The sequence below is a fragment of the Salinisphaera sp. S4-8 genome (assembly GCF_040361235.1).
In the GTDB taxonomy this organism is placed as follows: Bacteria; Pseudomonadota; Gammaproteobacteria; order Nevskiales; family Salinisphaeraceae; genus Salinisphaera.
Map to the genome: position 1 here is coordinate 49848 of NZ_APNF01000004.1, position 23660 is coordinate 73507.

A 23660-nucleotide genomic window follows, 5' to 3' on the forward strand; every position below is an offset into this window, starting at 1 on the left:
CCGCGACCGACGACGAGGCCGCGTCTGACCAGACGCCCGGTGCCACCGACAACACCGCCGATTAGATGGATCATTTCGAATATCGCGACGGCGTGCTGCACGCCGAGGGTGTAGCGCTGCCCGACATCGCTGCACGCTTTGGTACCCCCTGCTATGTCTATAGCGCGGCGACGATTGCGCGCCACTACCGCGTGTTCGATGAAGCGCTGGCCGGTATCGACCACGAGATCTGTTTTGCGGTCAAGGCCAACGGCAATATCGGCGTGCTCGGCCTGCTGGCCGATCTGGGCAGCGGTTTCGATATCGTCTCGGTGGGCGAGCTCGAACGGGTCATCACCGCCGGCGGCGACCCGGCCAAGGTGGTGTTTTCCGGTGTGGGCAAGCGCACGGACGAAATCGAGCGTGCCCTGGAGGTGGGTATTGCCTGCTTCAATGTGGAATCCGAAGTCGAGCTCGCGCGTATCGACGCCATCGCGCAACGTCTGGGAACCACCGCGCCGATTTCGCTGCGCGTTAACCCGGATGTGGATGCCCAGACCCATCCTTATATCGCCACGGGCCTGAAAGAAAACAAGTTCGGCGTGGATATCGCCCGGGCCGAGGCGCTGTATGCACAGGCCGCCGACATGCCGGGCCTGACGATTCGCGGCGTGGACTGTCATATCGGCTCCCAGCTGACCCAGCTGGCGCCGTTTCGCGATGCCGTAACGCGCGTACTGGCGCTCATCGACCGGTTGGCCGAGCGCGGTATCGTGATCGATCATCTGGATGTGGGCGGCGGCCTGGGCATTCGGTATCACGACGAAACCCCGCCCTCGCCGGCTGCGTATGCGGAAAACATCCGCGATCTGGTCGAAGGGCGCGATCTCAAACTCGTGTTCGAGCCGGGCCGCGTGCTGGTCGGCAACGCCGGCGTACTGCTCACCCGGGTGGAACTGCTCAAGCCCGGTCAGGCCACGGACGAAAAGCACTTTGCCATCGTCGATGCGGCGATGAACGATCTGCTCAGACCGGCGCTCTATGGCGGCTGGCACGAAATCGTGGCCGTCGAGCCGCGCCGCGATATGCCCGCCCAGCGTTGGGAAATCGTCGGGCCGATTTGCGAGACCGGCGATTTCCTCGGCCACGACCGCGAACTGGCCCTGGCCGCGGACGATCTGTTGGCGGTCCGCAGCGCCGGTGCCTATGGTTTTACCATGGCATCGAGCTACAACGCCCGCCCGCGCGTGGCCGAAATAATGGTCGACGGCGATACGCCCCACGAAGTCCGTGCCCGCGAAACCGTCGCCGACCTCATGCGCGGCGAAAAACGCCTGCCGTTTGCCTGATATTCAGGCGTATCTTCGCCTGCGTGAAAGGCGGTTATCCGCAGATTACGCCGATTGCGCAGATTAAAAGGCGCCGAAAAGGCATACGTCGACATGGTGGCACGAGCAGGTATTTTGTCCGCAGATCGGCACAGATCAACGCAGATCTGAACAGGGGCTGGCGCCGGGTGTGCATGGTGTCTGCGTGCCTGGCCGAGCACTGACGGCGCTGTGCGCTTTTCATCTGCGTGAATCTGCGGACTACTCTTCGAGGAACGTGGCACCCGTCCGGAATGGATACCTCGACTTCAAATGCTCGGCAGCGTGTTCCTTGAAATCGGTTATCCGCAGATGACGCCGATTACGCAGATTCGAAGGCACTGAAAACGGGCGTGGCGGTATTAGCGCTTGCTTGATCGGCAGATCGGCGCAGACAAGGGCAAACGATTGATCGGTGCGCTATCCGCGCTACAGTGGTGCCTGCGCTGCGCGACCGATCTTTTGATCTGTGTGAATCTGCGTCGATCTGCGGATACTTCTTCGATAAACACAGCGCCCGGCGTAAACCGATACGTCGACTTCAAATGCCTTGGTTCCTTGAAAACGGATTACGCAGGTTAAAAGACACTGAAGACGGCCGCGGCGGCGTTAGCGCGTATTTGTCCGCAGATCGACACAGATCAACGCAGACAAGAACACAATGTTGGGTGGCTTGGGTAACGCATAAGCTGAGCTGCCCGCCTTTGATCTGCGTGAATCTGCGTCGATCTGCGGTTACGTCTTCGAAGAACGCGGCGCGATGCGCGTTGTGATCATGTTCCAAGTGCCGGCTTTGGGTACACCGAGCCGGATGGGTCTTAATCCATTGCCATCTGCGTTAATCTGCGGATCGATTCTTGTTTGTGGCCGCCACGCGATTCATGCGTGGGGCCGCTCGTTTGCCGGTTAATGCCATGTCCGATTCTGCCAGTGCTTCTGCCACGAAAGACCCCGCCATGCCGCGCGGGCCGTTGATTCTCATCGACGGGTCCTCGTGGTTGTATCGCGCGTATCACGTGCTGCCACCGCTGACCAATGCGGCCGGCGAGCCCACCGGTGCCATCTATGGCATGACCAACATGTTGCGCAAGTTCCTGCGCGAGTACGACGCCGATCGTATCGTGGTGGTCTTCGATCCGCGCGGGCCGACGTTCCGCAACGAGCTGTTTGCCGACTACAAGGCCAACCGGCCACCGGTGCCGGAAGAATTGTCGGCCCAGTTTGCGGGTATTCGTGATGTGGTCGTTGCACTCGGCCTGCCGCTGTTGCAGGTCGACGGTGTCGAAGCCGACGATGTGATCGGCACGCTGGCGACCCGTGATGCCGGCGAGGTGTTGATCGTGACCGGCGACAAGGATATGGCGCAGCTGGTCAACGAGCGCGTGAATCTGCTCGATACCATGCAGGACAAGCGCACCGACGTGGCCCGCGTACACGAGAAATTCGGCGTTGGACCGGAGCTGATCACCGATTATCTGGCCCTGGTGGGGGATAGTTCCGACAATATTCCGGGCGTGGCCAAGGTCGGGCCCAAGACCGCGGCGAAATGGCTGTTGCAATACGACGGCCTCGACGGGGTGATCGCCCACGCCGACGAGATCGGCGGCAAGGTGGCCGACAATCTGCGTGCCGCGCTCGACGATCTGCCGCTGTACAAGGATCTGGCCACGATCCGTTGTGATCTCGATCTGGGCGCGGTCGGCGAAGCGCTTACGCGTCGCGAAGCCGACATCCAGGCGCTGTCCGATCTGTATCGTGGCTACGAATTCCACAAGTTTCTCGACGAGCTGGATGCGCCGGCGGAAGCCACGCGGGCCGATGTGCCGGCTGCACCCCAACATACGCAGTATCACGAAGTACTCGACGAAGACGCGCTCGAGGCGATGATGGCCAAACTCGAGGCTGCGGCGCTCATCTGCGTGGACACCGAAACCGATGCGCTGTCCGCGATGCAATCCAATCTGGTCGGCTTGTCGTTCGCGGTCGAGCCGGGCGAGGCCTGGTATGTGCCGGTGGGCCACGACTATATGGGCGCCCCGAAACAACTGCCCATGAAAACCGTCATCGAGCGTGTACGCGGCGTGCTGGAAAACCCGGCCGTTGCCAAGCTCGGTCAGCACATCAAATACGACATCAATGTGCTGCGCCGCCACGGTATCGATGTGCACGGGGCCGATCACGACACCATGCTCGAATCCTATGTGCTCAACAGCACGGCCACCCGCCACGATATGGATTCGCTGGCCCAGAAGTATCTCGAACGCAGCACCACCAAGTTCGAAGAGGTGGCCGGCAAGGGCGCCAAGCAGATCACCTTCAATCAGGTATCGCTGGAACAGGCCACGCCCTATGCCGCCGAAGACGCCGATATCACCCTGCAGCTGCATCATCGGCTGTATGGCGAGCTGGCCGAAAGCCCGCGCCTGAAAGCCCTGTATGAAGACATCGAAATGCCGCTCATGCCGGTGCTCGCACGGGTCGAGGCCAACGGCGTGCTGGTCGATCGCGACCTGCTCGGGCGGGTGAGCCAGCAAATGGCCGAGCGCATGGCCGAGATCCAGACCCAGGCATTCGAGGCCGCGGGCGGCGAGTTCAATCTCGGCTCCCCGGCCCAGCTCAAGGATATTCTCTTCGATCGGCTGGCCCTGCCGGTCATTCGCAAAACACCCAAGGGTGCGCCGTCGACGGCCGAAGACGTGCTGCGCGAATTGGCCGATCAGCACGAGCTGCCGGCGTTGATCGTGTCCTGGCGCGAACTCTCCAAGCTGCGTTCGACCTATGCGGAAAAGCTGCCCACCCAGATCAACCCGCAGACCGGTCGCATCCATACCTCCTATCACCAGGCAGTGGCCGCGACCGGCCGCCTGTCGTCTTCCGATCCCAACCTGCAGAATATTCCGATTCGCACCGAGTCCGGCCGGCGTATTCGCGAAGCGTTCATCGCGCCGCAAGGCCAGCAGATTCTCGCGGTGGACTATTCGCAGATCGAGCTGCGGATCATGGCGCATCTATCCGGCGATCGCGGCCTGCTCGATGCCTTCAACGAAGCGCGCGATATTCATGCCGCCACGGCCTCGGAAGTCTTCGACACGCCGTTGGGCGACGTGACGACCAATCAGCGGCGCGCGGCCAAGGCGATCAACTTCGGGCTGATGTACGGCATGTCGGCGTTCGGGCTGGCCAAGCAGCTGGAAACCTCGCGCGAAGAAGCCGGTGCCTATATCGATCGCTTTTTCGAACGGTTTGCCGGGGTCCGTCGCTACATGGACGAAACCCGCAAGCTCGCCAAGGCCGAAGGCTACGTGGAAACGTTGTACGGACGCCGGCTGTATCTGCCGGAAATCAATTCGCGCAATGGCGCGCGTCGTCAGGGCGCCGAGCGCGCCGCCATCAACGCGCCGCTACAAGGCACGGCGGCCGATCTGATCAAGAAAGCCATGATCGATGTCGATGCCTGGCTGCGCGATACCGGCGAGCCGGCGCGCATGATCATGCAAGTGCATGACGAGCTGGTATTCGAAGTCCCCGAGGCCGAGGCCGAACGTCTGGGCCAGGCGATCAGCCAGCGTATGGGCGCGGTAGCAAAACTCGATGTGCCGCTACTCGCAGAAGCTGGCATCGCGGCGAATTGGCAGCAGGCGCATTGATACCGGGCACGAAGACAATTTTTTTCGAATAGCGGGAACTCGGCGCGCAACGCCCGGTCTGACCTACCATGAGCGTTACGACGCTCGACCGCTTTTCTCCCTGAGCGGTAACCGAAGTCCGGTTTTCCCCCCAAGAACCGGACTGCTTGCCCCGACGGCGTTCCCCCGCGCCGTCGGGGTTTTTTCTTTGTGCTCGACTCGGCTTCGGACGCATCCGTGCCGGGTCGATAATAGCCGTTAAAACAGGCGTTTGGCGGAACGTAAAAAAATAATTGCCCAGTTCGGGAACCTGGCGCTACCGCCGTTGGTCTGACCTGTTACAAGCGCGATGCTTGACCGCTTTTCTCCCTGAGCGGTAACCGAATCCGGTTTCCCCCCAAGAACCGGTCTCTTGCCCCGATTGGCTCTCCCCCAGCCATCGGGGTTTTTTTTGGCCTCGAGTTAGCGTGTTTTCGTGGCCCGTTCTCCCCAGAACCGGCCACGAAAACAGTCCGCAAAATTTTTTTCGAAATTTCTGGAACAAACCGATTCGATGCCGGTCTGACCTTATGCAAGCGCAATGCTTGCCCGCTTTTCTCCCTGAGCGGTAACTTCGATCCGGTTTCCCCCAAGGCCGGATCGGGCGCCCCGGCGGTATTCCCCCTGCCGCCGGGGCTTTTTTTATTCCCTGAGCAATCAATTCGTTGTCGTGCAGACTTTATGCCATAGAAAAACCGGCGCGTCGATTAAAACGGCCGGTTTTCCGATGAGCGGTCGATGACCGCGTAGCGCACGCTGTCGCGATCGGTCAGTTTGGATGCGCGGACATGCGGCGGTTGAGGTCTTCGCGCACGCTCAACAGGATGAGTTCATGAAACAGCGACTTGATCGCGGGAGAGCGTTCGCCGCCGCAATCCCAGGATAGCTGCACGTCGCCGGAATCGATGTCGATGATCTCTAGCTGCGGGCGGCCCTGCCGGTCCAGCCAGGCCCGTATGTCATATCCCATGTGTCGGCCCTCCTTGTTAACCAGGCACAAGACAGCTGCTGCTCGGACTGTTTTTCACGCCTTAAAGAATCAAGGCCGCCTCCTGCGATCTTTATTCCCGAAGGCTTCGCGACCCATGGCCGCGCCGAGCACATGCTTGTCTACGCGCCTTATCAACCGGGCATGAAGTGATCTTCTACTGCACTGCTGATAAGGACGTCACTCGATCATACATGAGAATAATTCTCATTTACATCTATTCCACCACTTGTTCGTTCACACCGTCGGCAAACGCCGCGATCGCAGCTCGTGCCTCGTCGATGCCCTGGCGCTTGGTGGCCGAGAACAACTGCGCGCTCGCCTCGGGCATCTCGCGCTCGACGCGTCGTAAGGTATTGACCTGCTGATTGCGCGATAGTTTGTCGGCCTTGGTCAGCAGCAGATGAAAACCCAGCCCCTGCTGCATGCCCCAATCGATGAGCTGGCGGTCGAAATCCAGCAGCGGCCGGCGTGAATCCATGATCAGCACGATACCGGCCAGTGGCGCGCGCGTGGCCAGATAGCCTTCGATAAGCGCCTGCCAGGCGGCCTTGACCGCCGGCGGCACGCGGGCGAAGCCGTAGCCGGGTAGGTCGGCAAAGCGCAGCCGATCACTGCTGAAGAAATTGATCGCCTGCGTGCGACCCGGTGTCTTGCTCGTGCGCGCCAGGCCGGTACGCTCGCATAAGGCATTGAGTGCGCTGGACTTACCGGCATTGGAGCGCCCGGCAAATGCGATCTCCGCGCCGTCCGGCTCGGGAAAGGCACGCGCATTGGGCGCGGAGCATATAAAGCGCATGGCTTTGAAATCGGCAGGGGTGATGCTTGTCATGGCGAACGAACCGTCGGGAACACGGGCACAGCGCAACAGGCTGTCGCGTGTGCGAGACTGTGGCGCAGCTGGCGGGTGGTATACAATAAAGACTATATCCAGTGGGCAGCCAAAATCCGGTAGGCACCGGGTAGCGTCATTGTGCTGCCGTTTTGCGTCGGAGACGACTACGACATGACCAAGCGCTTTTTTGTGTTGTTCGGCTTGATGATTTGTGCCGGGGCCGTCGCTGCCGAGCCGTTGGTGGATGGCGACGTAGACGCCGGCAAGACGCGATCGGCCCAGTGCGCGGCCTGCCACGGCCCGCAGGGCAATATGCAGTCCGAGCAGTTTCCCAAGCTCGCGGGCCAGGGCGCGCCCTATATCTACGAGCAGCTCAAGCTGTTCAAGTCGGGCGAGCGCCAGAACGCCATCATGGCCGGCCAGGCCGCCGGTCTGAGCGACGAAGACATGAAGAATCTGGCGGTCTATTTCGCCGCCCAGCAGACGCGCCCCGGTGCGGCCGATGTGTCGGTCGCGCCCGCGGGTGCGGTGCTCTATCACGGTGGCAACGCCGACAAGGGCGTACCGGCCTGCTCCGGCTGTCACGGGCCGAGCGGCCTGGGTAATGCCGCGGCCAAGTTCCCGCGCCTGTCGGGCCAGTCGCCGCAATATATCGCCACCCAGCTCAAGGCCTATCGTAGCGGCGATCGTTCCGGCTATCGCAATGCCACGATCATGAATGGCGTGGCCGAAAACCTCACCGATGCCGATATTCAGGCCCTGGCGTCCTATGTGGCGGGCTTGCGTCCGGCCAGCGGCGAAGCCAAGGGCGAGAACTACGGCGCCCTGATGCAGCATGCGGGTGGGCCCGGTGCCGCAGCAGGCGCAGCCGATCAGAACGGCGCAAGCGATGGCGAAGGCCAGCCGGCGCCGGAAGACGCCGAAGAAAACGCACAACAGTCGCAGGCGGCCGATGCCGCCGCGAAGCAGGAAGCCGACGCTGCCGCCGGCCAGGACAGCAGCACGGATAACGGCGCCGCCGAGAACGGCGAAGCCGATGATCAGACGGATGCCGGGGCCGACCAGCAGACCACCGAGGCGCAGTAGTAGCGAGCGGGCTGCACGACGCGAACGAGGGCGAGCGAAAAAATGAAGACATGGCGCATCGCAACGGGTCTTATGCTGCTGCTGATGGCCGGAATGGCCCAGGCGCAGGGGCTGATGATTTCGCGCTATGTCGAAGGCGAGCACTATCTCAATGCGCGCCAGCCCCTCGAACAGCCCGATGACGGCAAGATTCACGTCACCGAGTTCTTCCTCTACAGCTGCCCGCACTGCTATCACATGGAGCCTGACCTCAATGCCTGGCGCGAGACGCTGGGCGATGATGTCGTGTTCTCACGCGTGCCGGTATTGTTCAGCGCGGGTGGCGAACCCTATGCGCGGCTCTACTACACGGCCGAAGCGCTGGGTGTGCTCGACAAGGTGCACGACAAGATCTTCGCGGCCATTCATGAAGAGGGCCAACGCCTGCTCAGCGAGTCGGCCATGCGCGACTTCATGGTGGCCCAAGGCGTGGACGGTGATCGCTTCAGCGAGGTCTATGAAAGCGACGAGATCACCGCGAAGCTGCGTGAAGCCGCCCAGGCCATGCAGGCGTATCCGGTGACCGCGACGCCGAGTATCACCGTGGCCGGGCGTTACTACGTCACCGGCCGCACCGCCGGCAGCAACGATCGCATGCTCGAGGTTGCCGACTACCTCATCGCCCAGCAGCGCGCTCGCAAACCCTAGGGATACGCTGCATAACCTCTCGCGAGCCGTGTTCGAGTGCTCGAATGCGTTGCGACAAGACGTGCGCGCGCAGCGCCTGCCTGATTGACGGCTCAGGCTCGGCAACGCAGCCCCGCGGCGTCTGTGGGGCCGAACCGCTGAGCGGCCGGTGCTTTGCGTGCGCTTGAACGGCGTCAGCGTTCGCCACCGTGTAACTTGTGATCGGCTTGGGCACGCTACGCGCTCACTTGTCTGTCAATCGCGCGCAAATCACGCCGGCGCGACCGTGACAGGCTGTGCAGAGCTTGCCTGGACAGGCACGCCCCACGCCGGTTCGAACCGGTTTCCAAGCACGGATCACAGTCCCGGACATGCGTTGTTACATGCGTTATAGGTCGGGCGCGGGCTTCGCAGCAGCGTTCGAGACGCCCGTGCTGCACGCATGGGCCGCGCAAGCCATACGTGCGCCCCGGTGTCGATGCGCTGCGGCCAGCGTATCGACAGGCGCGGCTGGACTTATCTCGGATGGGCGCGCTGCGGGGTGCCTGCCGGGGGCGCTGCGAGCGCGTTGGGTGCAGGCCTGAAAAGGCGCGATCAGTCCTGTTCGGTCTCCAGCACGATCTGCCACTTGCCGTCGTCGTTCTGTTGCCAGTACTGCACCTTGCGATCTTCGGCGTGGTAGTTATTGCTGGTGTAGTCCTGGTTGAACATCACCTTCATCATGTTGTCCTCGCCGGGATAGCGCATGATGCTGATATTGCTCAAATCGACTTCGATCTTGGTCTTGGTCGCGTTGATACGCTTCTTTTCGATCGCGAAATCCTTCTTGTCGAGCCCCTTGTCGCTGACGAAGCTGGGCGCGTAATAGGCCAGATAGGATTTCGTATCGATCGCCTGCCAGCTGTGGCGCCAGGATTCGATCGCCGCGAGCATGGCGCTGCGTTGTGCCTCGATCTCGGCCGCCGAGACCCAGTTCAGGCCGCTGGTCATGATCACCGGCGTCTTGCCGATGGTCACGTGCTCGCGAATCGACTGGAAATCGTCGTTGGCGATGACCACGCAGCCTTCACTGGCACGCGGCGTACGCGAATAGGTGGTGCGGGGCACGCCATGCAGCCAGATCCCGTAGCCGGTGCGCCCGCGTAGGCGATCCAGTGCGTTGGGGTAGTTCACCGGCAGGGCGCCCACGCCGTAGAGTTCGGGCAGCTGGTTGTCGTCGATATAGCGGGTGATGTGATAGATACCGATGGGCGTACGCATATCGCCCTCGACCTGCTTGCCCGCGCCGCCCCGGCCGATGGTGGTATAGAAATCCGACACCAGCCGCGGCACGCCCTGTTCGTTTTCGAACAGATACAGGCGGTTGTTGGACAGATCGACCACCACCGCGTTGTCGTATTCCGGGCCCAGCTGCAGGATGACATCCGGCACCTTGCCCTCGGTGGCGGCCGAGACCCGGTGCGCCCAGCGGCTCTTGGCCTCGTCGAGCAGGGCATCGCGCTGATCGCGCATTTTTTCGCTGATGGCCGGGTCGATACTGCGCCCGGTACGCGCCACCATGAGTTCGCCATAGACCAGCTGGGCGAGACGGAAATTCGGGCGCGCCTCGATCAGATCGGTCAGGTCGTTGATCGCGCTGTCGTAATCGCCCTTCTGAGCGAGATTGAGCACTGCCAGCAGCTGTGCCTCAGCGCTGGAATGGACCTTGCCGGCCCCCGGTGCCTGGGTTTCCGTGCCGGCTGCGAACGCCATCGAGCCCATCGCCCAGCAGGCGATCAGCAAAAAGCACTGAATGACGTAGCGCATACCCATGGGAACTAGTTCGTACCGGTGGTTTCGCGCAGGATGCGCCAGCCGGCTGACGTACGGGTGAGAATCAGCTGTTTGTCGACCCGGTCGCTATAACGCGGCGACTCGTATTCCTGGGTGAAATCGACCTGCACGGCGCCATTGGCCAGCCGCGTGATCGAGGGATCCTCGATACGGATATGGATATCTTCGGGCTTGGCCAGGCGGGCCTTACGCAAATCCAGCCATTCGGCGCGGCTCATGCCATCCCCCGGGTCGTAGCCATCGGCATAGAAATCGGTGTACGCATCGAAATCCTGCGCGGACCACGCCAGTGCCCAGGCACGAACGGTCTGGACGATGCTGCGACTGGCCTGGTCGCTGATCGTATTGTTGTTCGAATCCGGCGTGGCGGGTCGTTTCGCCGGCGCCGGCGTCGGCGCTTTCCCCGGCGCGACCGACTCCTGTGCATAATATAGACGATCGAGCATGGTCAACGGTAGTTTGCTGTCGTTGTCCTCGCTGCCGAGTGCCTTGCGATAGGCCAGTTCCGCGAGTGCGGTATACACATCGCCCAGGTTGCGGTGTGCGGTCGCATAGGCCGGCTGGGTCGCCATTGCCTTTTCCAGCCACTTGCGCGCCTTGTCGTACTCGCCCTGATCGGCATAGAGCACGGCCAGGTTGTTGGCCGGCTCCACGCGCAGCGGGTAGTCCGCGGCGAGTTTTTCGTATTCGGCGATCGATTCGTCGACATGCCCCTGGCCGGCCAGCGCACGCGCGTGAAAGAAACGCGCATCGCGATTGCCCGGGTGGGCCTCCAGATAGGTCTGGGACAGACGCGCGGCGGCATCGAACTTGCCGGTATCGATTTCGTGCTGCAGTTCGTCGAGGGTCACCGCCGAGGCTACCGATGACACGAAAAGCAGCGCGCCCAGCAGGGCCGCGAACGGCTTTGTCGCTATGCGTCGTGTCACGGGTGCATCGTCCTGTCCTGCTAGAAAGCGTAAGAGCGCACGCGCGCTTGCGTGTCGAATCGCCCGGTCGTGGTCGCGACCACAAGAAATTATACTAGACGCCGAGCCTGCCCTCGCATCGGGCGCGGATAAGGCATCATTTTTGTTATAAAAGCCGCGATACGATAGACGATATCGCAGTATCTCATTCCTATTACGGCGCACTTGGAGAAACCTGATGCTGGTACCGGTCTTGCTCGCAGGCGGCGTCGGCACACGCTTGTGGCCGTTGTCGCGAGAAAGCCGGCCCAAGCAGTTCCTCGCACTTAACGGTCAGTCCAGCTTACTGGAACAAACGCTTGCGCGTGTGTCGCGCCTGGCCGATGTGGCGCCGGCGCTGTTGATTGGCAATGCCGAACATCGCTTCGTCATGGCCGAACAGCTGCGTACATCGACGATGGCCGGGCAGGTCGTCATCGAGCCCGCGCGCCGCGATACCGCGCCAGCGGTTGCCGCTGCGGCTTTCGAAGCCCTGGCACGCCACGGCGAGGATGCCGAACTGCTGGTGCTGCCCACCGACCACGCCGTGGCCGACGAAACGGCGTTCGAAGCCGCGATCGCCCGGGCGCGGGCACGCGCTGCCGATGGCGGGCTTACCCTGTTTGGCGTGCGTCCGGCGCGCGCCGAGCCGGGCTTTGGCTATATCCAGGCCGGTGAGAACGTCGCCGATGGTGTCCGGCGGGTACGCAGCTTCGTGGAAAAACCGGACAAGGCGCGGGCCGCCGTCTATCTTAGCGACCCGGACTACTACTGGAACAGCGGCATGTTTCTGTTTCGGGCGCGTGATTACCTGGCCTCGCTCAAGCGCCAGGCGCCGGCGATTCATGCCGCGGCGCGTGCTGCACACGCAGGCGCGCATATCGATATCGATTTCCTGCGCCTGGAAGAAACGGCCTTCGAACAAAGCCCGGCGAAATCCATCGATTATGCGGTCATGGAAGGTGCGGACGATGCCGTAATGGTCGAGCTGGATGCCGGCTGGACCGATCTGGGCAGCTGGTCGGCGGTGGCCGAGGCCCAGGGCGCGGACGCCCAGGGCAACAGCGTACAGGGCGATGTGGTGCTTGAGGATAGCCAGGGCTGTATCGTGCGCAGCGAAGATCGCTTGGTCACCACTATCGGTTTGCGCGATACCATCGTCATCGAAACCGCCGATGCCGTGCTGGTGGCCCATCGCGACAGCGAACAACAGATCCGTCAGCTGGTCACGCGACTGGTCGCAAGTGGTCGCGACGAGGCGAAGGCCTATCGCAAGGCCTATCGGCCCTGGGGCAGCTACGAACAGATCGCCGTGGGCGAGCGTTTTCAGGTCAAGCATATTCGTGTGACGCCGGGCGGTCGGCTGTCGTTGCAAAAGCATCACCACCGGGCAGAACACTGGGTGGTGGTCCATGGCACCGCCAAGGTCACCTGCGACGGGCGTGAAAGCCTGCTCACCGAGAACGAATCCACCTTCATTCCGCTCGGGGCGGTGCACCGGCTGGAAAACCCCGGCAAGGTCGATCTCGATCTGATCGAGGTGCAATCCGGCAGCTATCTCGGTGAAGACGATATCGTGCGCCTGGACGATGTCTACGGCCGTAGCGACAACGAACCCGCCGCTGACAACCCGCAGCCGATGGCGGGCGCCGCCGGCGCAAGTTCGGATTCAACCAAGGAGTAACCCGATGGGCCAGTATTACCCGTTCTTCAAGGCCTACGACGTACGCGCGAAGGTGCCGGACGAACTCGACGCCGATCTGGCGCGGCGTATCGGCCGTGCCTTCGTGGCCCAACTGGGCGCGGGAACGGTGGTGGTTGGCCGCGATATGCGGCTGTCCAGCGAAGAACTCGCCGATGCGCTCATCGATGGGCTGACCACCGGCGGGGCCGACGTGTTGGATATCGGCCTGTGCGGCACCGAGGAAGTCTATTACGGCACGTTTTCGCAGGACGCGGACGGCGGCATTATGGTTACCGCCAGCCATAACCCGAAGGATTACAACGGCTTGAAGTTCGTGCGCGAACAGGCCAAGCCGATCTCCAGCGATACCGGCCTGTTCGATATCGAAAAGCTGGCCTACGACAACGACTTCCCCGAGCCCGCGCGGCGCGGCGAGCGCAAGCCACTGGATCAGCGCGACGAGTATGTGCGCTTTCTACTCGATCAGATCAAACCCGAGCAGATGAAACCGCTCAAGATCGTGGCCAACCCCGGAAACGGCTGTGCCGGGCTGGTTGCGGCGGCTCTGGAAGGGCATCTGCCGTTCGATATCGTGCGCGTGCATTTCGAACCCGATGGCCATCTGCCCAACGGGATTCCCAATCCGCTACTACCCGAAAACCGGGATGCCACCGCTGCCGCCGTACGCGAGAACAACGCCGACTTCGGCGTGGCCTGGGACGGCGATTTCGACCGCTGTTTCTTTTTCGACGAGCGCGGCGAATTCATCGAGGGCTATTACATCGTCGGCCTGATCGCCCAAACGCTGCTCAAGATGAACCCGGGCGAGGCCATCGTGCACGACCCGCGCCTGACCTGGAACACGCTCGCCCAGGTCGAGGAAAACGGCGGCCGGCCGGTGCAGTCCAAATCTGGGCATTCGTTCATGAAACAGACCATGCGCGAGGTCGACGCGATCTATGGCGGCGAGATGAGCGCGCATCATTATTTCCGCGATTTTTCCTATGCCGACAACGGCCATCTGCCCTGGCTGCTGCTCGCACAGCTGATTTCGGAAACCGGCAAACCGTTATCGACCCTGGTCGAAGAACGCATCGCGGCGTTCCCGGCCTCGGGCGAAATCAACCGCGAAATCGGCGATCCCGATGCAGCCCTGGCCGACCTGGAAACACATTACGGCGCGACCGCCAAGGCCGTGGAGCATGTCGACGGGCTATCGATGGACTTTGGCGACTGGCGCTTCAACCTGCGCAAATCCAATACCGAACCCGTGGTGCGGCTCAACGTCGAAGCGCGCGGCGATATTCAGCTCATGCGCGACAAGACCGACGAATTGCTGGCGCGTCTCGCGCAACACTGACCGGGCGGCGTTCAGGCGTGTATTCGACGTGTTCGCGCGTTCAATAACAGGAGGATCGTCGTGATCACCTGCTATCTGCGCTACGAGATCGATCCGACCAAGATCGGCGAATTCGAACACTATGCGCGTTTGTGGATCCCCCTGGTCGAGCGCTTCGGCGGCAGGCATCACGGCTATTTTCTGCCGCACGAAGGCGCCAGTGATATTGCGGTGGCCCTGTTCAGCTTCGACAGCCTCGCCGCGTACGAACGCTATCGAGAACGCGCGGCGGCGGATGCCGAGTGCCAGGCCGCCTTCGCCTATGCCGAGCGTACCCGTTGCATCCGTCGCTATGAACGCAGCTTCATGCGGCCGGTGTTCGACGCGCCCGCGCCAAAGGAATCGTTTGTCGTATGAAAGATCGTGAGTGTCTTGCCCTGCGCGTACGCGACGGGCGGCTGAGTCTGCTGGATCAGTCGCGTCTGCCACATCGCCAGGATTGGTTCGCGGTGGACGATGTGGATACGCTCATCGCGGCGATCCATGCCCTGCAAACCCGCGGTGCGCCGATGATCGCGATTGCCGCTGCGTTCATCGTGGCGGTACGCGTCGAAGCCGGCGACGACCACGCCGTGGTGGGTCGGGCGATCGCCCGGCTGCGCGAGGCGCGCCCGACGGCGGTAAATCTCATGCATGCGATGGACGCCCTGGCCCGCGCGCTGGAAGCGGACGACTGGCGCGCGGCGGTCGTCGAAACGGCCGAAGCGTTGTTCGACGACGATCGCGCGCTCTGCGATGCCATGGCCGAACACGGCGCGGCGCTGATTTCGCCCGGCGAACGGATTCTCACCCACTGCAACACCGGGGGTCTGGCCACGGCCGGCATCGGAACCGCGCTCGGCGTGATCCGCCGTGCCCACGAACAGAACAAGCATATTTCCGTGTGGGTGGATGAAACCCGTCCGTTATTGCAGGGCGGTCGGCTCACGGCCTGGGAGCTGGCCACGCTGGGCATCGATTACCGACTGATTACCGACAGCATGGCGGCCAGTTTCATGGCCGCCGGCGAAGTCGACCGGGTGCTTGTCGGCGCGGATCGTATCGCCGCCAATGGCGATTTTGCCAACAAGATCGGCACCTATTCGCTGGCCGTGCTCGCGCAGTATCACGACATCCCCTTTGGCGTGGTCGCACCGCGTACGAGCGTGGACGCCGGCTGTGCCAGCGGAACCGATATTCCCATCGAACAGCGCGACGCTGCCGAAGTGCGCGGCGTGACCGGCGCCGCAGGCGAACTGGCCTGGGCGCCGGCCGATGCCACCGTGGCCAATCCGGCCTTCGATGTCACCCCTGCGGCGTTGATCGATCACTGGATACTGGATAGCGGTGTATTCGATCGGCTCGAGGTCGAGGCCGGCGTATTCCAGTTCGGCGGGGTGGCGGTGATCAACGCTTAGAGCGCTCCGACTGGCCAGCCGCGGCGACCCGGCCTAGTTATTGCCGATCAGCCCGCGCTCGGTGAACACGTCCCGTGCTGCCGCCATGCCGTTGAGTGCCGCCGGAAAGCCGGCGTAGACCGCCATCTGGATGATGACTTCCACGATCTGGTCGGGGTGCACGCCCACATTCAGCGCGCCATGAATATGGACCTTGAGCTGGGGCGCGCAGTGGCCGAGCGCGGTCAGCGCGGCGACCGTGGCTATTTCACGGCTTTGCAGATCCAGGCCCGGGCGTTGATAGATATCGCCAAACGGAAATTCGATGGTGTAACGCGCCAGATCGGGGGCGATCTCACGCAGGCTGTCGATGACGGCTTCGCCGGCCGCGCCATCGATTTGCATAAGTTTGGCCAGACCGGCTTCATAACGTGTGGTTGCCATGCGCTGCTCCTGAAGGAAAACGGGAGCTAGCAAGCTACGGCTTGGAGTGCACTCCAAGTCAAGCGTTTGCTCAGGCGGGATCGTGTTGTGCGTAATACGCGATCTTGGCGCGAATACCGGCAAGATGGTCACGATCCCGCGCGAGTTTGTCTTCCAGATGCTGGGCATGGCGTTCCAGCATGCGACGGCGCTCAGCGAAGGTGGCCGCGCCCTCGGCACGAAGCTGGGCATAGCGGCGGATATCGGCCAGCGGCATGGCCGTGGCCTTCAGTCGTAGCACGAAGGCAATCCAGTCCAGATCGCGGTCGTCGAACACGCGATGCCCGCTGGCATCGCGTGTAATCCGGCGCAGTACGCCCACTTTTTCGTAGTAGCGCAGCGTATCGGCCGACACGCCCGTGCGCGCCGCGAATTCGCCGATATTCAAAACGCGAACCGTGTATGCGTGCGTTCAGCCCTGGCCCAGCATCTGCTCGCCCGCGGGACGGAAATCCTTGGCGATATCGGTGCCGGTGAAATTGGCCACCCAGCCTTCCTGGTTGTTGAACAGACGAATCACCTTGAAATGCGGTTTGTCGCCCATGTCGAACCAATGCGGCGTGCCGGCGGGTACGCTGATCAGATCATCGGCTTCGCAGAGCGTGGCATAGACGCGATCGCCGATATGCAATGTGAACAGGCCGGCGCCATCGACGAAGAACCGGACTTCGTCTTCGCTGTGCGTGTGCTCGTCGAGAAACTTGGCCCGCATGGCATCTTTCTGCGGATGCTCGGGGTGCAGGCCGATGACGTCCCAGGTCGCATAGCCGAACTGGGCCTGCAACCGCTCGATATCGCTGGCATAGGCCTCGCCAATTTGTTCGGCTGTCGCGTCGGCCGGCAGCGCGTGCTCGGCGGGCCAGCGCTCGAACAATACGCCGACCTTGTCCATTTCGGCGGCGATGCGTTCAGCGTCGTCGGTATCGAGCAACGGGTTGTCGGTATCGTTTTCGTTGTAGACGGTCAGTCGGCTCATGCTTGGCTCCTGTGTGCACTGGCGCGCCGGCCCATCGCGGCACGCGGCCCGGTCTCAGACGAGTTCGATATCCTCGAACGAGGTCACCACCGGGTGTCTTTCGCTCATTCTAGCTTTTTCCTGGGTGTTTTCATCGCGGGCAACCCAGCAGGTCTGCAGGCCGGCGTTGGCCGCGGCATCCAGCTCTTCACCCACGTCGGACAGAAACAGCAAAGAGGCCGGCAGCTCGCCGAGTTCGGCCGCGATCGTCTTGTAGCTGCGCATCTTTTTCTTGCCACCGATACGGGTATCGAAATAGCCCGAAAACAGATCGCTCAGATCGCCGTGATCGCTGTAGGTGAACAGCAGCTTCTGGGCCGCGACGGAACCGGAGGAATAGACATACAGCGCGCGCCGGTCATCGGCCCAGGCCTGCAGCGTGGCCACCGCGTCGTCGTAGACATGGCCGGTGAAATCGCCGTCCGTGTAGCCTTTTTCCCAGACCAGGCCCTGCAAGGTCTTGAGCGGGGTGGCCTTGCGGTCCTCGTCCATCCATTTTTCGAGAATGGTGATCACGCGATCGAGGTCGGCGTCCGGTTCCTCGGCTTCGGTGCGCACGTCTTCGATCAGGGCCGCGACCGTGGGCTCCTGGGCATGGGCGCGTACGAACGGCGGCAAATACTCGCGTGCGTAGGGGAACAGCACCTCGTGCACGAAGGCGATATCGGAGGTCGTACCTTCGATATCGGTAATCACGGCACGCACGTCCGGCGTGGGTTCTTCCAGGCGCAGGCGATCGTGATCGCCCATGAATTCGCTCATTGCATGTTCTCCAGTTGCCGGCGCTGCAGTTCGCAGGCCAGCAGAAATTCCCAGCCTTCCAGATGACGCCGTGCTGTCACAAGGTCGGCGCCCCAGGCATAGATACCGTGGCCGCGTACCAGGAAACCGAACGCGGGCGCGGCTTCGTCGAAGCGTGCTTCCAGCGCGGCGGCGAGCGTGTCCATATCCTGGCTGTTGTCGAGCACGGGCAGTTCGATGCGCGCATCGTGGGTGGGGTTGCCGGTGATGCTCTTTTGCATTTCGTAGCCTTCGAAGACCAGCCGCTTCGGCTTGTCGATACGCGAAAGCAGCGTATTGGCGACCGAATGCACATGCAGGACCGCGCCGATCGCCGGATCGCGCCAGTACAGCGCCAGATGCAGTCCGGTTTCGGCCGACGGTTTGCCCTCGGCAAGCAGTTCCCCATGAGTCGTCATGGGCAGTAGATCGGCGGGCGTGAGCGCGGTCTTGTCCACGCCCGAGGCCGTAATCAGTACGCGCTCGCCATCCAGCCGGCGCGAGAAATTGCCGCCGGTGGCGGGGCAATAGCCGCGCGACGCAAACCAGCGCACGGTTTCGCACAGCGCCTGCGCGGCAGCGGTGGTAGCGGCATCTTCCATTCGTTGAGGCTATTGCGGTGTGTTCAGTGGCGCATGCTAGCGCTGTGGCTGCGGCCTCGCCAATGCCGGGCCGTACCGATTAACTCCGTGCTCGCGCTTTCTCGCGTTCTGAGCTAATGGAAGCGATGAATTAGATCTGGGGTTTTGCTCTGTCGTGCAAGTGCGTTTCATCGGCATTAAGCCGACAAGGAGACAGCAGTGCGAAACCTGAGGTTGGACAAACTCGGGAGTGCCGCAAGTCTGATAGCTCGGGCTCCCGGGTTCAGAACCAATGCTGGGGCAAATTTGAGCCCGGGGTTTCGCGCTGCTGCGCGAGTGACTTTCATTTGCTTGTCCAAATGAAAGTAACCAAAGCAAAGGACACCCTGTCTTGCGCCGATGCTGCGCATCGGTTCCCTCCCATCGCAGCCGGCAAGCGGGACGGCCGGAAACTCGCTGCGCTCAAACATCCGGCCGTCCCTAGGCAATTAACAAGGCCGCTTGCCGGCTGCGCTGCTCGGCGCTGCGCCCAAGGGACCGAATACAGACAAGCTCGCTATCGCTCGGTCAAGGTCTCGGCTTTTGTAGGTCGGCTTAGCGAAGCGTAAGCCGATAAGAACGTGGCCAACCCGTTTCAGGCTTTTGCACTCTCGCGCGCCGATACCGCATCGTGCCAGCGCTTGAGGTGGGTATGGTCCTCGCCGATGCGCAGCTTGACCACGCGCGCGAAGTCGACGGTGCACAGGGCGGTGATATCGGCCACCGAATAGGAATCGCCGGCGATGTATTCGTTGTTGGCCAGATGCTCGTTGAGAAAGCCGAACATCTTGCCGGCCCGTTCGAGGCTGATCTCGCCGAACTCGCGCGAGCATTTCTCGCGGTCCGAGAAGGCACCGCTGATATTGCGAAATGCCATGGCCACCGGGAACAGGAAGGCCAGTTCCATGCGCCGATTCCACATTTCCACGATCGCCTTGTCTTCGGCGCTGGTGCCCATCAACGGCGGTTCGGGATAAATCTCCTCGAAATAACGGCTGATCGCCATCGACTCGGCGATACAGGTGCCGTTGTCGAGCTCGAGCGTCGGCACGCCGCCCAGCGGGTTCTTGCGCTTGTATTCGTCGGTCAGGTTTTCCGCGGCCATGAGATCGAGATTGATGATCTCGATGTCGTTGAAATCGATGCCTTTTTCGGCCATGAAAACGCGTACGCGGCGCGGGTTGGGGGCACGGTCGCTCTGGTAAAGCTTCATATCGATACTCGCGGTGGGTTCGTCGTTATACGGGCGTGGGCTCAGGCCGAGCGGATCACGCGCTCGCATTGATCATGCAATACGTTCACGGCATGGCCAAAGCTGGCGAAGCGTTTGTCGCGGGTCTTGCCTTCGACATAGCGCTTGTAGATCTGTTGCAGGATCACGGCCAGCCGGAACAGGCCGAAGACCTGGTAGAAGGGCCAGTCGTCGATCGTGTGCCCGGTCTTTTCACGATAGCGGGCCAGCATTTCGTCGCGGGTGAGCATGCCCGGCAGATGGGTCGGGCCCATGCGGATCGCGCGCATCGGCTGGGGATCGTCGGCCTGCACCCAGTAGGCCATCGAACAGGCGAAATCCATCACCGGGTCGCCGAGCGTGGCCATTTCCCAGTCGAGCACGCCGATAATGTCGTTGAGCTTTTCATCGAAGACGACGTTATCGAGCTTGTAGTCGTTATGGATGATCGCGCGCCGGGTCACATCGGGTATACGCGCTTCAAGCCATTGCATGAGGGCTTCGCAGTCGGGCACGTCATCGGTGCGGGCATTGCGATAGCGCTTGTTCCAGCCGGTGATCTGGCGCTCGATATAGCCTTCGGGTTTGCCGAAATCGGCCATGCCGGCGGCATCGATATCGGTGGTATGCAACGCCGCCTGTACGTCGAGCAGCTGTTCGCAAAGACGCCCGGCCTCGGCCTCGGACAGGTCCACGCCCTCGGGCAGGTCCCGGCGTACGATCACGCCGCGCAGGCGTTGCATCACATAGAATTCGGCGCCGATCACAGACTCGTCGGTACAGTGCACGATCGGCTCGGGGGCGTAGTCGTACACGCCATGCAGGCGCGATAGCACGCCGTACTCGCGGCCCATGTCATGGGCGGATTTCACCTGACTGCCGAAGGGCGGACGGCGCAGCACGTATTCCTTCTCGTCGACCGCGAGCAGATAGGTGAGATTGGACGCCCCGCCCGGGAACTGGCGAATGGTCATGTCGCCCTGTTCGGGCACGAGTACCGGCGCGTGTGTGCGACACCACTTGGTCAGCGCGGCGGCGTCGATGCCTTCGCCCTCGCGAATATCGCGGGCCTGATCGATGGCAGTCATGGAACTCTCCTCAACCGTGGGTCGTCGTTTTCGTTTTGTCGCTTGCCTGGAGCAGGGCTTCGGCGGCCGCGGTCACGATATCGGCATAGGCGCTCACGTCGAGGCCGCGTTCGCCGTGCTTGTGGCGTTTGAGATACCAGTCCTGGAGCATGGCCTTGAGCAGCCCGGCGGCGATATCGGCATCCATCCCGCCGTAGCGGCCTTCGGCCTGGCCCTGACGGATGATGTCGGCGAATATCTGTTCGGAGTTACGCTCGGCCGCCACGGCCTGGCGGCGTTCATCGGCGGCCAGGTGGTGGGCTTCCATGTACAAAAAGAAGAACCATTCGCGCAGCGCTTCGGTAGTCAGCAGATGGGCTTCGATGGCGCTTGCCAGACGCGCGTGGCTGTCGTGGATATCTTCCAGCACATGGGCCATGACCCGGCGCAGCGTGCGCGATACCCAGGCCTGGATCAGGCGCGCGAGTTCATCCTTGCTGCCGATATAGGCATAGAGCCCGCCCAGCGAGAGCCCGCTTTCGCGCGCGAGTTCGCGCAGCGTCATCGCGGCAAAACCCTTGCGATTGGCCAGCCTCAGGGTGGCCTCGATGATGCGGGTGAGATTGTCGGTCGCGGCCTGGGCGCTGCGCACCGCGATCGCGCCTTCGCGCGCTGCCACGATCTCGGCGCACAGACTACGGCTGTCCAGATGATGGTGCGCGGTAAATGTTTCGAGACTGGGCCGTTGCATGCGCTATCGCCCCGCGTTAGCGGAAGGTCACCAGGGCGTCGTCGCCAGCATTTCGCAGGGCGGTGATATCGTTGAAGGCCAGCATGCGCCAGCCCTCGCGGGTCGAGCGCAGTTCCGCGAGTGCGGCGTTGTAAACGCTCCAGTTGATTTCGATGGCCTTGTCGTCCGGCGCGCCGGTGGCGGTCGCGATCGCGATCGCGATTGGCCCGCCCGAGCTGCATACGCCGATACGGGCGTCTTTCGGGTAGTCGCTGCGCAGTTTTTCCAATGCGGTCTGCACGCGGGCCTTGAAATCGGGCCACGCTTCGCAGCGATCGTGGTCGTGCGGCGTGCCGGCCAGCCAATGGCGGGTGACCTGCTCGAAGACTTTCTGGAACAGGCGCCGATCACGCTTCAACTGGTCGCGCGCCTCGGCCAGGTCCGGATTGTCTTCCAAAACCCGCGGTGTATAGGCCGCGAAGATGGCATCGGCGTCGTACTCGTTGAAGGCCGGTTCGGTCACCACGGTCGGCGGGGTGTCGAAGCCCGCGCTCACGAGTTCGGCGGTGTGTTGCTGGCGTTGCATATCGCCGGCAATCAGCACGTCGAAGTGCTGGCCCGCTGCGGCCAGGTGCCGGCCCACGAGCCGGGCCTGACGTTCGCCGGTTTCGGACAGGCAGTCGTAATTGGCCGCGCCGAAACTGGCCTGGCCATGACGGATGAGTACGAGCTGGGTCATGACGCGACTATAGGCAGGCCTTATTTGAACGGTCAATGCAAAACGGACGTTCGTTTTATCGCGCACGGCGCTGAACGCGCGCGCTCGGACACGGCTTTCGCGGCGGGATTTTTGGGTTGGGCACTAAAACAGCCGATCGCAAGCCGCTGTTTGCGCCCCCCGAAAAAAGCGTTGGCGCCTGCCCATGGCTATTGCGCAACGACCTCGCGGTGGTGGGGTGCAGCGAGCGTGGGTTGGCATATGCGCTGTATCGACCCGAAAAATCATCTATTTTTATGCCGGGTTAACAACACGCCTATTCGACGCACCACCGCATACAAGGCCCGCCATGAACAACAAGATTTCCGATTCGAGTACGCCTGTGCGTATTGCCATCACCGGTGCGGGCAGCGGCCTGGGCCGCGAGCTGGCGCTGCGCTATGCCCGTGAGGGCGCGCGTGTGGCGGTCACCGATATCCAGACCGGGCGCGCACGGCGGGTGGCCGGCGAGGTGAATGCCACGGGCGGTGAGGCGATGGCCCAGACCCTGGATACGCGCAAGCCGCAGGACTTCGATGCCCTGCTCGAACGCATCGCCACGGAATGGGGCGGGCTCGACATATTCGTGAACAACGCAGGGGTTTCCAATGCCGGCGGTGTGGTCGACACACCGCTCGAAGACTGGGACTGGATGCTCGATATCAATCTCATGGGCGTGGTACGCGGCGCGCGCAGCGCCTTGCCGATGCTGCGCGAAAGCCGTGGCCATCTGGTGAATATCGCCTCCTTCGCGGCGATCGCCAACGCGCCGGGCATGGCGGCCTATAATGTCGCCAAGTCCGGCGTGTTATCGCTGTCGGAATCGATCCGCGGCGAGGAGTACGACAATGGCGTGGGCGTGACCGTTGCTTGTCCGGCGTTCTTTGCGACCAATCTGCTGGACTCGTTTCGGGGTACCAACGAGCGCCAGCGCGCCATGGTGGAAAAACTCATGCGGCGTGCCCGGGTGAGTGCCGAGGACGTGGCCGACGATATCTACGCCGCAGTGCGCGACAAGCGCTTCCTGGTGATTTCGCACCGCGATTCGCGTTGGCAGTACCGTTTCAAGCGTGTCTCGCCGGAAGGTTTCTTCATGGCGGTGCGCAAGGCGACGCGCTCCTTTACCCGCTAGGGCCTGTGGCGGCGTCCAAC

Annotated in this window: 22 protein-coding genes; 9 read left to right on the forward strand and 13 right to left on the reverse strand. The window is 62.4% G+C overall.

The features are described from left to right. Window positions 1–65: 65 nt before the first annotated feature. Together lysA and polA are read left to right on the forward strand one after the other, a co-directional pair. A complete protein-coding gene (gene lysA / locus S4A8_RS07085; RefSeq protein WP_353219607.1) occupies window positions 66–1328 on the forward strand; it encodes a diaminopimelate decarboxylase in 1263 nt (420 codons plus the stop codon). Between the two features lie 932 nt (window positions 1329–2260). Further along, window positions 2261–4993, forward strand: coding sequence for a DNA polymerase I (polA, locus tag S4A8_RS07090; RefSeq protein ID WP_353219608.1), 2733 nt, complete (start codon window positions 2261–2263; stop codon window positions 4991–4993). A 787-nt stretch (window positions 4994–5780) separates the two neighbouring features. On the opposite strand, the gene S4A8_RS07095 is transcribed toward polA, so the two are convergent. Together S4A8_RS07095 and yihA are read right to left on the reverse strand one after the other, a co-directional pair. Further along, the gene (locus S4A8_RS07095; protein ID WP_353180246.1) at window positions 5781–5981 is read right to left on the reverse strand and encodes a hypothetical protein; all 201 of its coding nucleotides are present in this window, start codon (window positions 5979–5981) and stop codon (window positions 5781–5783) included. 235 nt (window positions 5982–6216) lie between these two features. Then, window positions 6217–6831: a ribosome biogenesis GTP-binding protein YihA/YsxC gene (gene yihA / locus S4A8_RS07100; protein ID WP_353219609.1), complete on the reverse strand. Its 615-nt coding sequence runs from the start codon at window positions 6829–6831 to the stop codon at window positions 6217–6219. 174 nt (window positions 6832–7005) lie between these two features. Between yihA and S4A8_RS07105 the strand changes: the two genes are divergently transcribed. After that, window positions 7006–7920: a c-type cytochrome gene (locus S4A8_RS07105; RefSeq protein ID WP_353219610.1), complete on the forward strand. Its 915-nt coding sequence runs from the start codon at window positions 7006–7008 to the stop codon at window positions 7918–7920. A gap of 42 nt (window positions 7921–7962) precedes the next feature. Next, window positions 7963–8607 carry a thiol:disulfide interchange protein DsbA/DsbL gene (locus S4A8_RS07110; protein ID WP_353219611.1) on the forward strand — a complete coding sequence of 215 codons (645 nt, stop codon included), beginning with the start codon at window positions 7963–7965 and terminating at the stop codon, window positions 8605–8607. Window positions 8608–9180: 573 nt separating this feature from the next. Here S4A8_RS07110 and S4A8_RS07115 read toward each other — a convergent pair. Both S4A8_RS07115 and S4A8_RS07120 read right to left on the reverse strand, forming a co-directional pair. Continuing rightward, entirely contained in the window at window positions 9181–10398 is a 1218-nt protein-coding gene (locus tag S4A8_RS07115) for a L,D-transpeptidase family protein (RefSeq protein WP_353219612.1), read from the reverse strand. A gap of 5 nt (window positions 10399–10403) precedes the next feature. Beyond that, window positions 10404–11348, reverse strand: coding sequence for a L,D-transpeptidase Cds6 family protein (locus S4A8_RS07120; protein ID WP_353219613.1), 945 nt, complete (start codon window positions 11346–11348; stop codon window positions 10404–10406). A gap of 217 nt (window positions 11349–11565) precedes the next feature. Between S4A8_RS07120 and S4A8_RS07125 the strand changes: the two genes are divergently transcribed. From S4A8_RS07125 to mtnA, 4 genes are read left to right on the forward strand one after another with little or no spacing between them, the layout of a single operon-like run. Next, the gene (locus S4A8_RS07125) at window positions 11566–13050 is read left to right on the forward strand and encodes a mannose-1-phosphate guanylyltransferase/mannose-6-phosphate isomerase (RefSeq protein WP_353219614.1); all 1485 of its coding nucleotides are present in this window, start codon (window positions 11566–11568) and stop codon (window positions 13048–13050) included. Between the two features lie 4 nt (window positions 13051–13054). Then, window positions 13055–14410, forward strand: coding sequence for a phosphohexomutase domain-containing protein (locus tag S4A8_RS07130; RefSeq protein ID WP_353219615.1), 1356 nt, complete (start codon window positions 13055–13057; stop codon window positions 14408–14410). 60 nt (window positions 14411–14470) lie between these two features. Beyond that, on the forward strand, window positions 14471–14806 hold the full coding sequence (locus S4A8_RS07135; RefSeq protein ID WP_353219616.1) for an NIPSNAP family protein: 336 nt from the start codon (window positions 14471–14473) through the stop codon (window positions 14804–14806). Further along, complete coding sequence (mtnA, locus tag S4A8_RS07140; protein WP_353219617.1) at window positions 14803–15846, forward strand: S-methyl-5-thioribose-1-phosphate isomerase; 1044 nt, start codon at window positions 14803–14805, stop codon at window positions 15844–15846. Before S4A8_RS07135 ends, mtnA begins: the two co-directional genes overlap by 4 nt. 33 nt (window positions 15847–15879) lie before the next feature. Here mtnA and S4A8_RS07145 read toward each other — a convergent pair whose 3' ends face one another. The 9 genes from S4A8_RS07145 to S4A8_RS07185 form a co-directional block, all read right to left on the reverse strand. Beyond that, window positions 15880–16269: a carboxymuconolactone decarboxylase family protein gene (locus S4A8_RS07145; protein WP_353219618.1), complete on the reverse strand. Its 390-nt coding sequence runs from the start codon at window positions 16267–16269 to the stop codon at window positions 15880–15882. A gap of 70 nt (window positions 16270–16339) precedes the next feature. Next, window positions 16340–16696, reverse strand: a complete 357-nt coding sequence (locus tag S4A8_RS07150) for a MerR family transcriptional regulator (RefSeq protein WP_353219619.1) — start codon at window positions 16694–16696, stop codon at window positions 16340–16342. A gap of 24 nt (window positions 16697–16720) precedes the next feature. Then, window positions 16721–17284 (reverse strand): 1,2-dihydroxy-3-keto-5-methylthiopentene dioxygenase, encoded by a 564-nt coding sequence (locus S4A8_RS07155; RefSeq protein WP_353180225.1) that lies wholly within the window; start codon window positions 17282–17284, stop codon window positions 16721–16723. Window positions 17285–17338: 54 nt separating this feature from the next. Then, window positions 17339–18085 (reverse strand): acireductone synthase, encoded by a 747-nt coding sequence (mtnC, locus tag S4A8_RS07160; RefSeq protein WP_353180223.1) that lies wholly within the window; start codon window positions 18083–18085, stop codon window positions 17339–17341. Continuing rightward, the gene (locus S4A8_RS07165; RefSeq protein WP_353219620.1) at window positions 18082–18705 is read right to left on the reverse strand and encodes a methylthioribulose 1-phosphate dehydratase; all 624 of its coding nucleotides are present in this window, start codon (window positions 18703–18705) and stop codon (window positions 18082–18084) included. Before S4A8_RS07165 ends, mtnC begins: the two co-directional genes overlap by 4 nt. A 613-nt stretch (window positions 18706–19318) precedes the next feature. Beyond that, window positions 19319–19936, reverse strand: coding sequence for a glutathione S-transferase family protein (locus tag S4A8_RS07170; protein WP_353180220.1), 618 nt, complete (start codon window positions 19934–19936; stop codon window positions 19319–19321). Window positions 19937–19977: 41 nt separating this feature from the next. Next, window positions 19978–21042, reverse strand: coding sequence for a phosphotransferase family protein (locus S4A8_RS07175; protein ID WP_353219621.1), 1065 nt, complete (start codon window positions 21040–21042; stop codon window positions 19978–19980). Between the two features lie 10 nt (window positions 21043–21052). Then, window positions 21053–21772 (reverse strand): TetR/AcrR family transcriptional regulator, encoded by a 720-nt coding sequence (locus tag S4A8_RS07180; RefSeq protein WP_353219622.1) that lies wholly within the window; start codon window positions 21770–21772, stop codon window positions 21053–21055. 16 nt (window positions 21773–21788) lie between these two features. Further along, window positions 21789–22490: a histidine phosphatase family protein gene (locus S4A8_RS07185; RefSeq protein WP_353219623.1), complete on the reverse strand. Its 702-nt coding sequence runs from the start codon at window positions 22488–22490 to the stop codon at window positions 21789–21791. Between the two features lie 328 nt (window positions 22491–22818). Between S4A8_RS07185 and S4A8_RS07190 the strand changes: the two genes are divergently transcribed. Then, window positions 22819–23640 (forward strand): SDR family oxidoreductase, encoded by an 822-nt coding sequence (locus S4A8_RS07190; protein WP_353219624.1) that lies wholly within the window; start codon window positions 22819–22821, stop codon window positions 23638–23640. Window positions 23641–23660: the final 20 nt, after the last annotated feature.

Bases quoted from the DNA above. Each gene is read 5' to 3' on its own strand.
- lysA (WP_353219607.1), top strand. From the start codon at position 66: ATGGATCATTTCGAATATCGCGACGGCGTGCTGCACGCCGAGGGTGTA.
- polA (WP_353219608.1), top strand. From the start codon at position 2,261: ATGTCCGATTCTGCCAGTGCTTCTGCCACGAAAGACCCCGCCATGCCG.
- S4A8_RS07095 (WP_353180246.1), bottom strand. From the start codon at position 5,981: ATGGGATATGACATACGGGCCTGGCTGGACCGGCAGGGCCGCCCGCAG.
- yihA (WP_353219609.1), bottom strand. From the start codon at position 6,831: ATGACAAGCATCACCCCTGCCGATTTCAAAGCCATGCGCTTTATATGC.
- S4A8_RS07105 (WP_353219610.1), top strand. From the start codon at position 7,006: ATGACCAAGCGCTTTTTTGTGTTGTTCGGCTTGATGATTTGTGCCGGG.
- S4A8_RS07110 (WP_353219611.1), top strand. From the start codon at position 7,963: ATGAAGACATGGCGCATCGCAACGGGTCTTATGCTGCTGCTGATGGCC.
- S4A8_RS07115 (WP_353219612.1), bottom strand. From the start codon at position 10,398: ATGGGTATGCGCTACGTCATTCAGTGCTTTTTGCTGATCGCCTGCTGG.
- S4A8_RS07125 (WP_353219614.1), top strand. From the start codon at position 11,566: ATGCTGGTACCGGTCTTGCTCGCAGGCGGCGTCGGCACACGCTTGTGG.
- S4A8_RS07130 (WP_353219615.1), top strand. From the start codon at position 13,055: ATGGGCCAGTATTACCCGTTCTTCAAGGCCTACGACGTACGCGCGAAG.
- mtnA (WP_353219617.1), top strand. From the start codon at position 14,803: ATGAAAGATCGTGAGTGTCTTGCCCTGCGCGTACGCGACGGGCGGCTG.
- S4A8_RS07145 (WP_353219618.1), bottom strand. From the start codon at position 16,269: ATGGCAACCACACGTTATGAAGCCGGTCTGGCCAAACTTATGCAAATC.
- S4A8_RS07155 (WP_353180225.1), bottom strand. From the start codon at position 17,284: ATGAGCCGACTGACCGTCTACAACGAAAACGATACCGACAACCCGTTG.
- mtnC (WP_353180223.1), bottom strand. From the start codon at position 18,085: ATGAGCGAATTCATGGGCGATCACGATCGCCTGCGCCTGGAAGAACCC.
- S4A8_RS07165 (WP_353219620.1), bottom strand. From the start codon at position 18,705: ATGGAAGATGCCGCTACCACCGCTGCCGCGCAGGCGCTGTGCGAAACC.
- S4A8_RS07170 (WP_353180220.1), bottom strand. From the start codon at position 19,936: ATGAAGCTTTACCAGAGCGACCGTGCCCCCAACCCGCGCCGCGTACGC.
- S4A8_RS07175 (WP_353219621.1), bottom strand. From the start codon at position 21,042: ATGACTGCCATCGATCAGGCCCGCGATATTCGCGAGGGCGAAGGCATC.
- S4A8_RS07180 (WP_353219622.1), bottom strand. From the start codon at position 21,772: ATGCAACGGCCCAGTCTCGAAACATTTACCGCGCACCATCATCTGGAC.
- S4A8_RS07185 (WP_353219623.1), bottom strand. From the start codon at position 22,490: ATGACCCAGCTCGTACTCATCCGTCATGGCCAGGCCAGTTTCGGCGCG.
- S4A8_RS07190 (WP_353219624.1), top strand. From the start codon at position 22,819: ATGAACAACAAGATTTCCGATTCGAGTACGCCTGTGCGTATTGCCATC.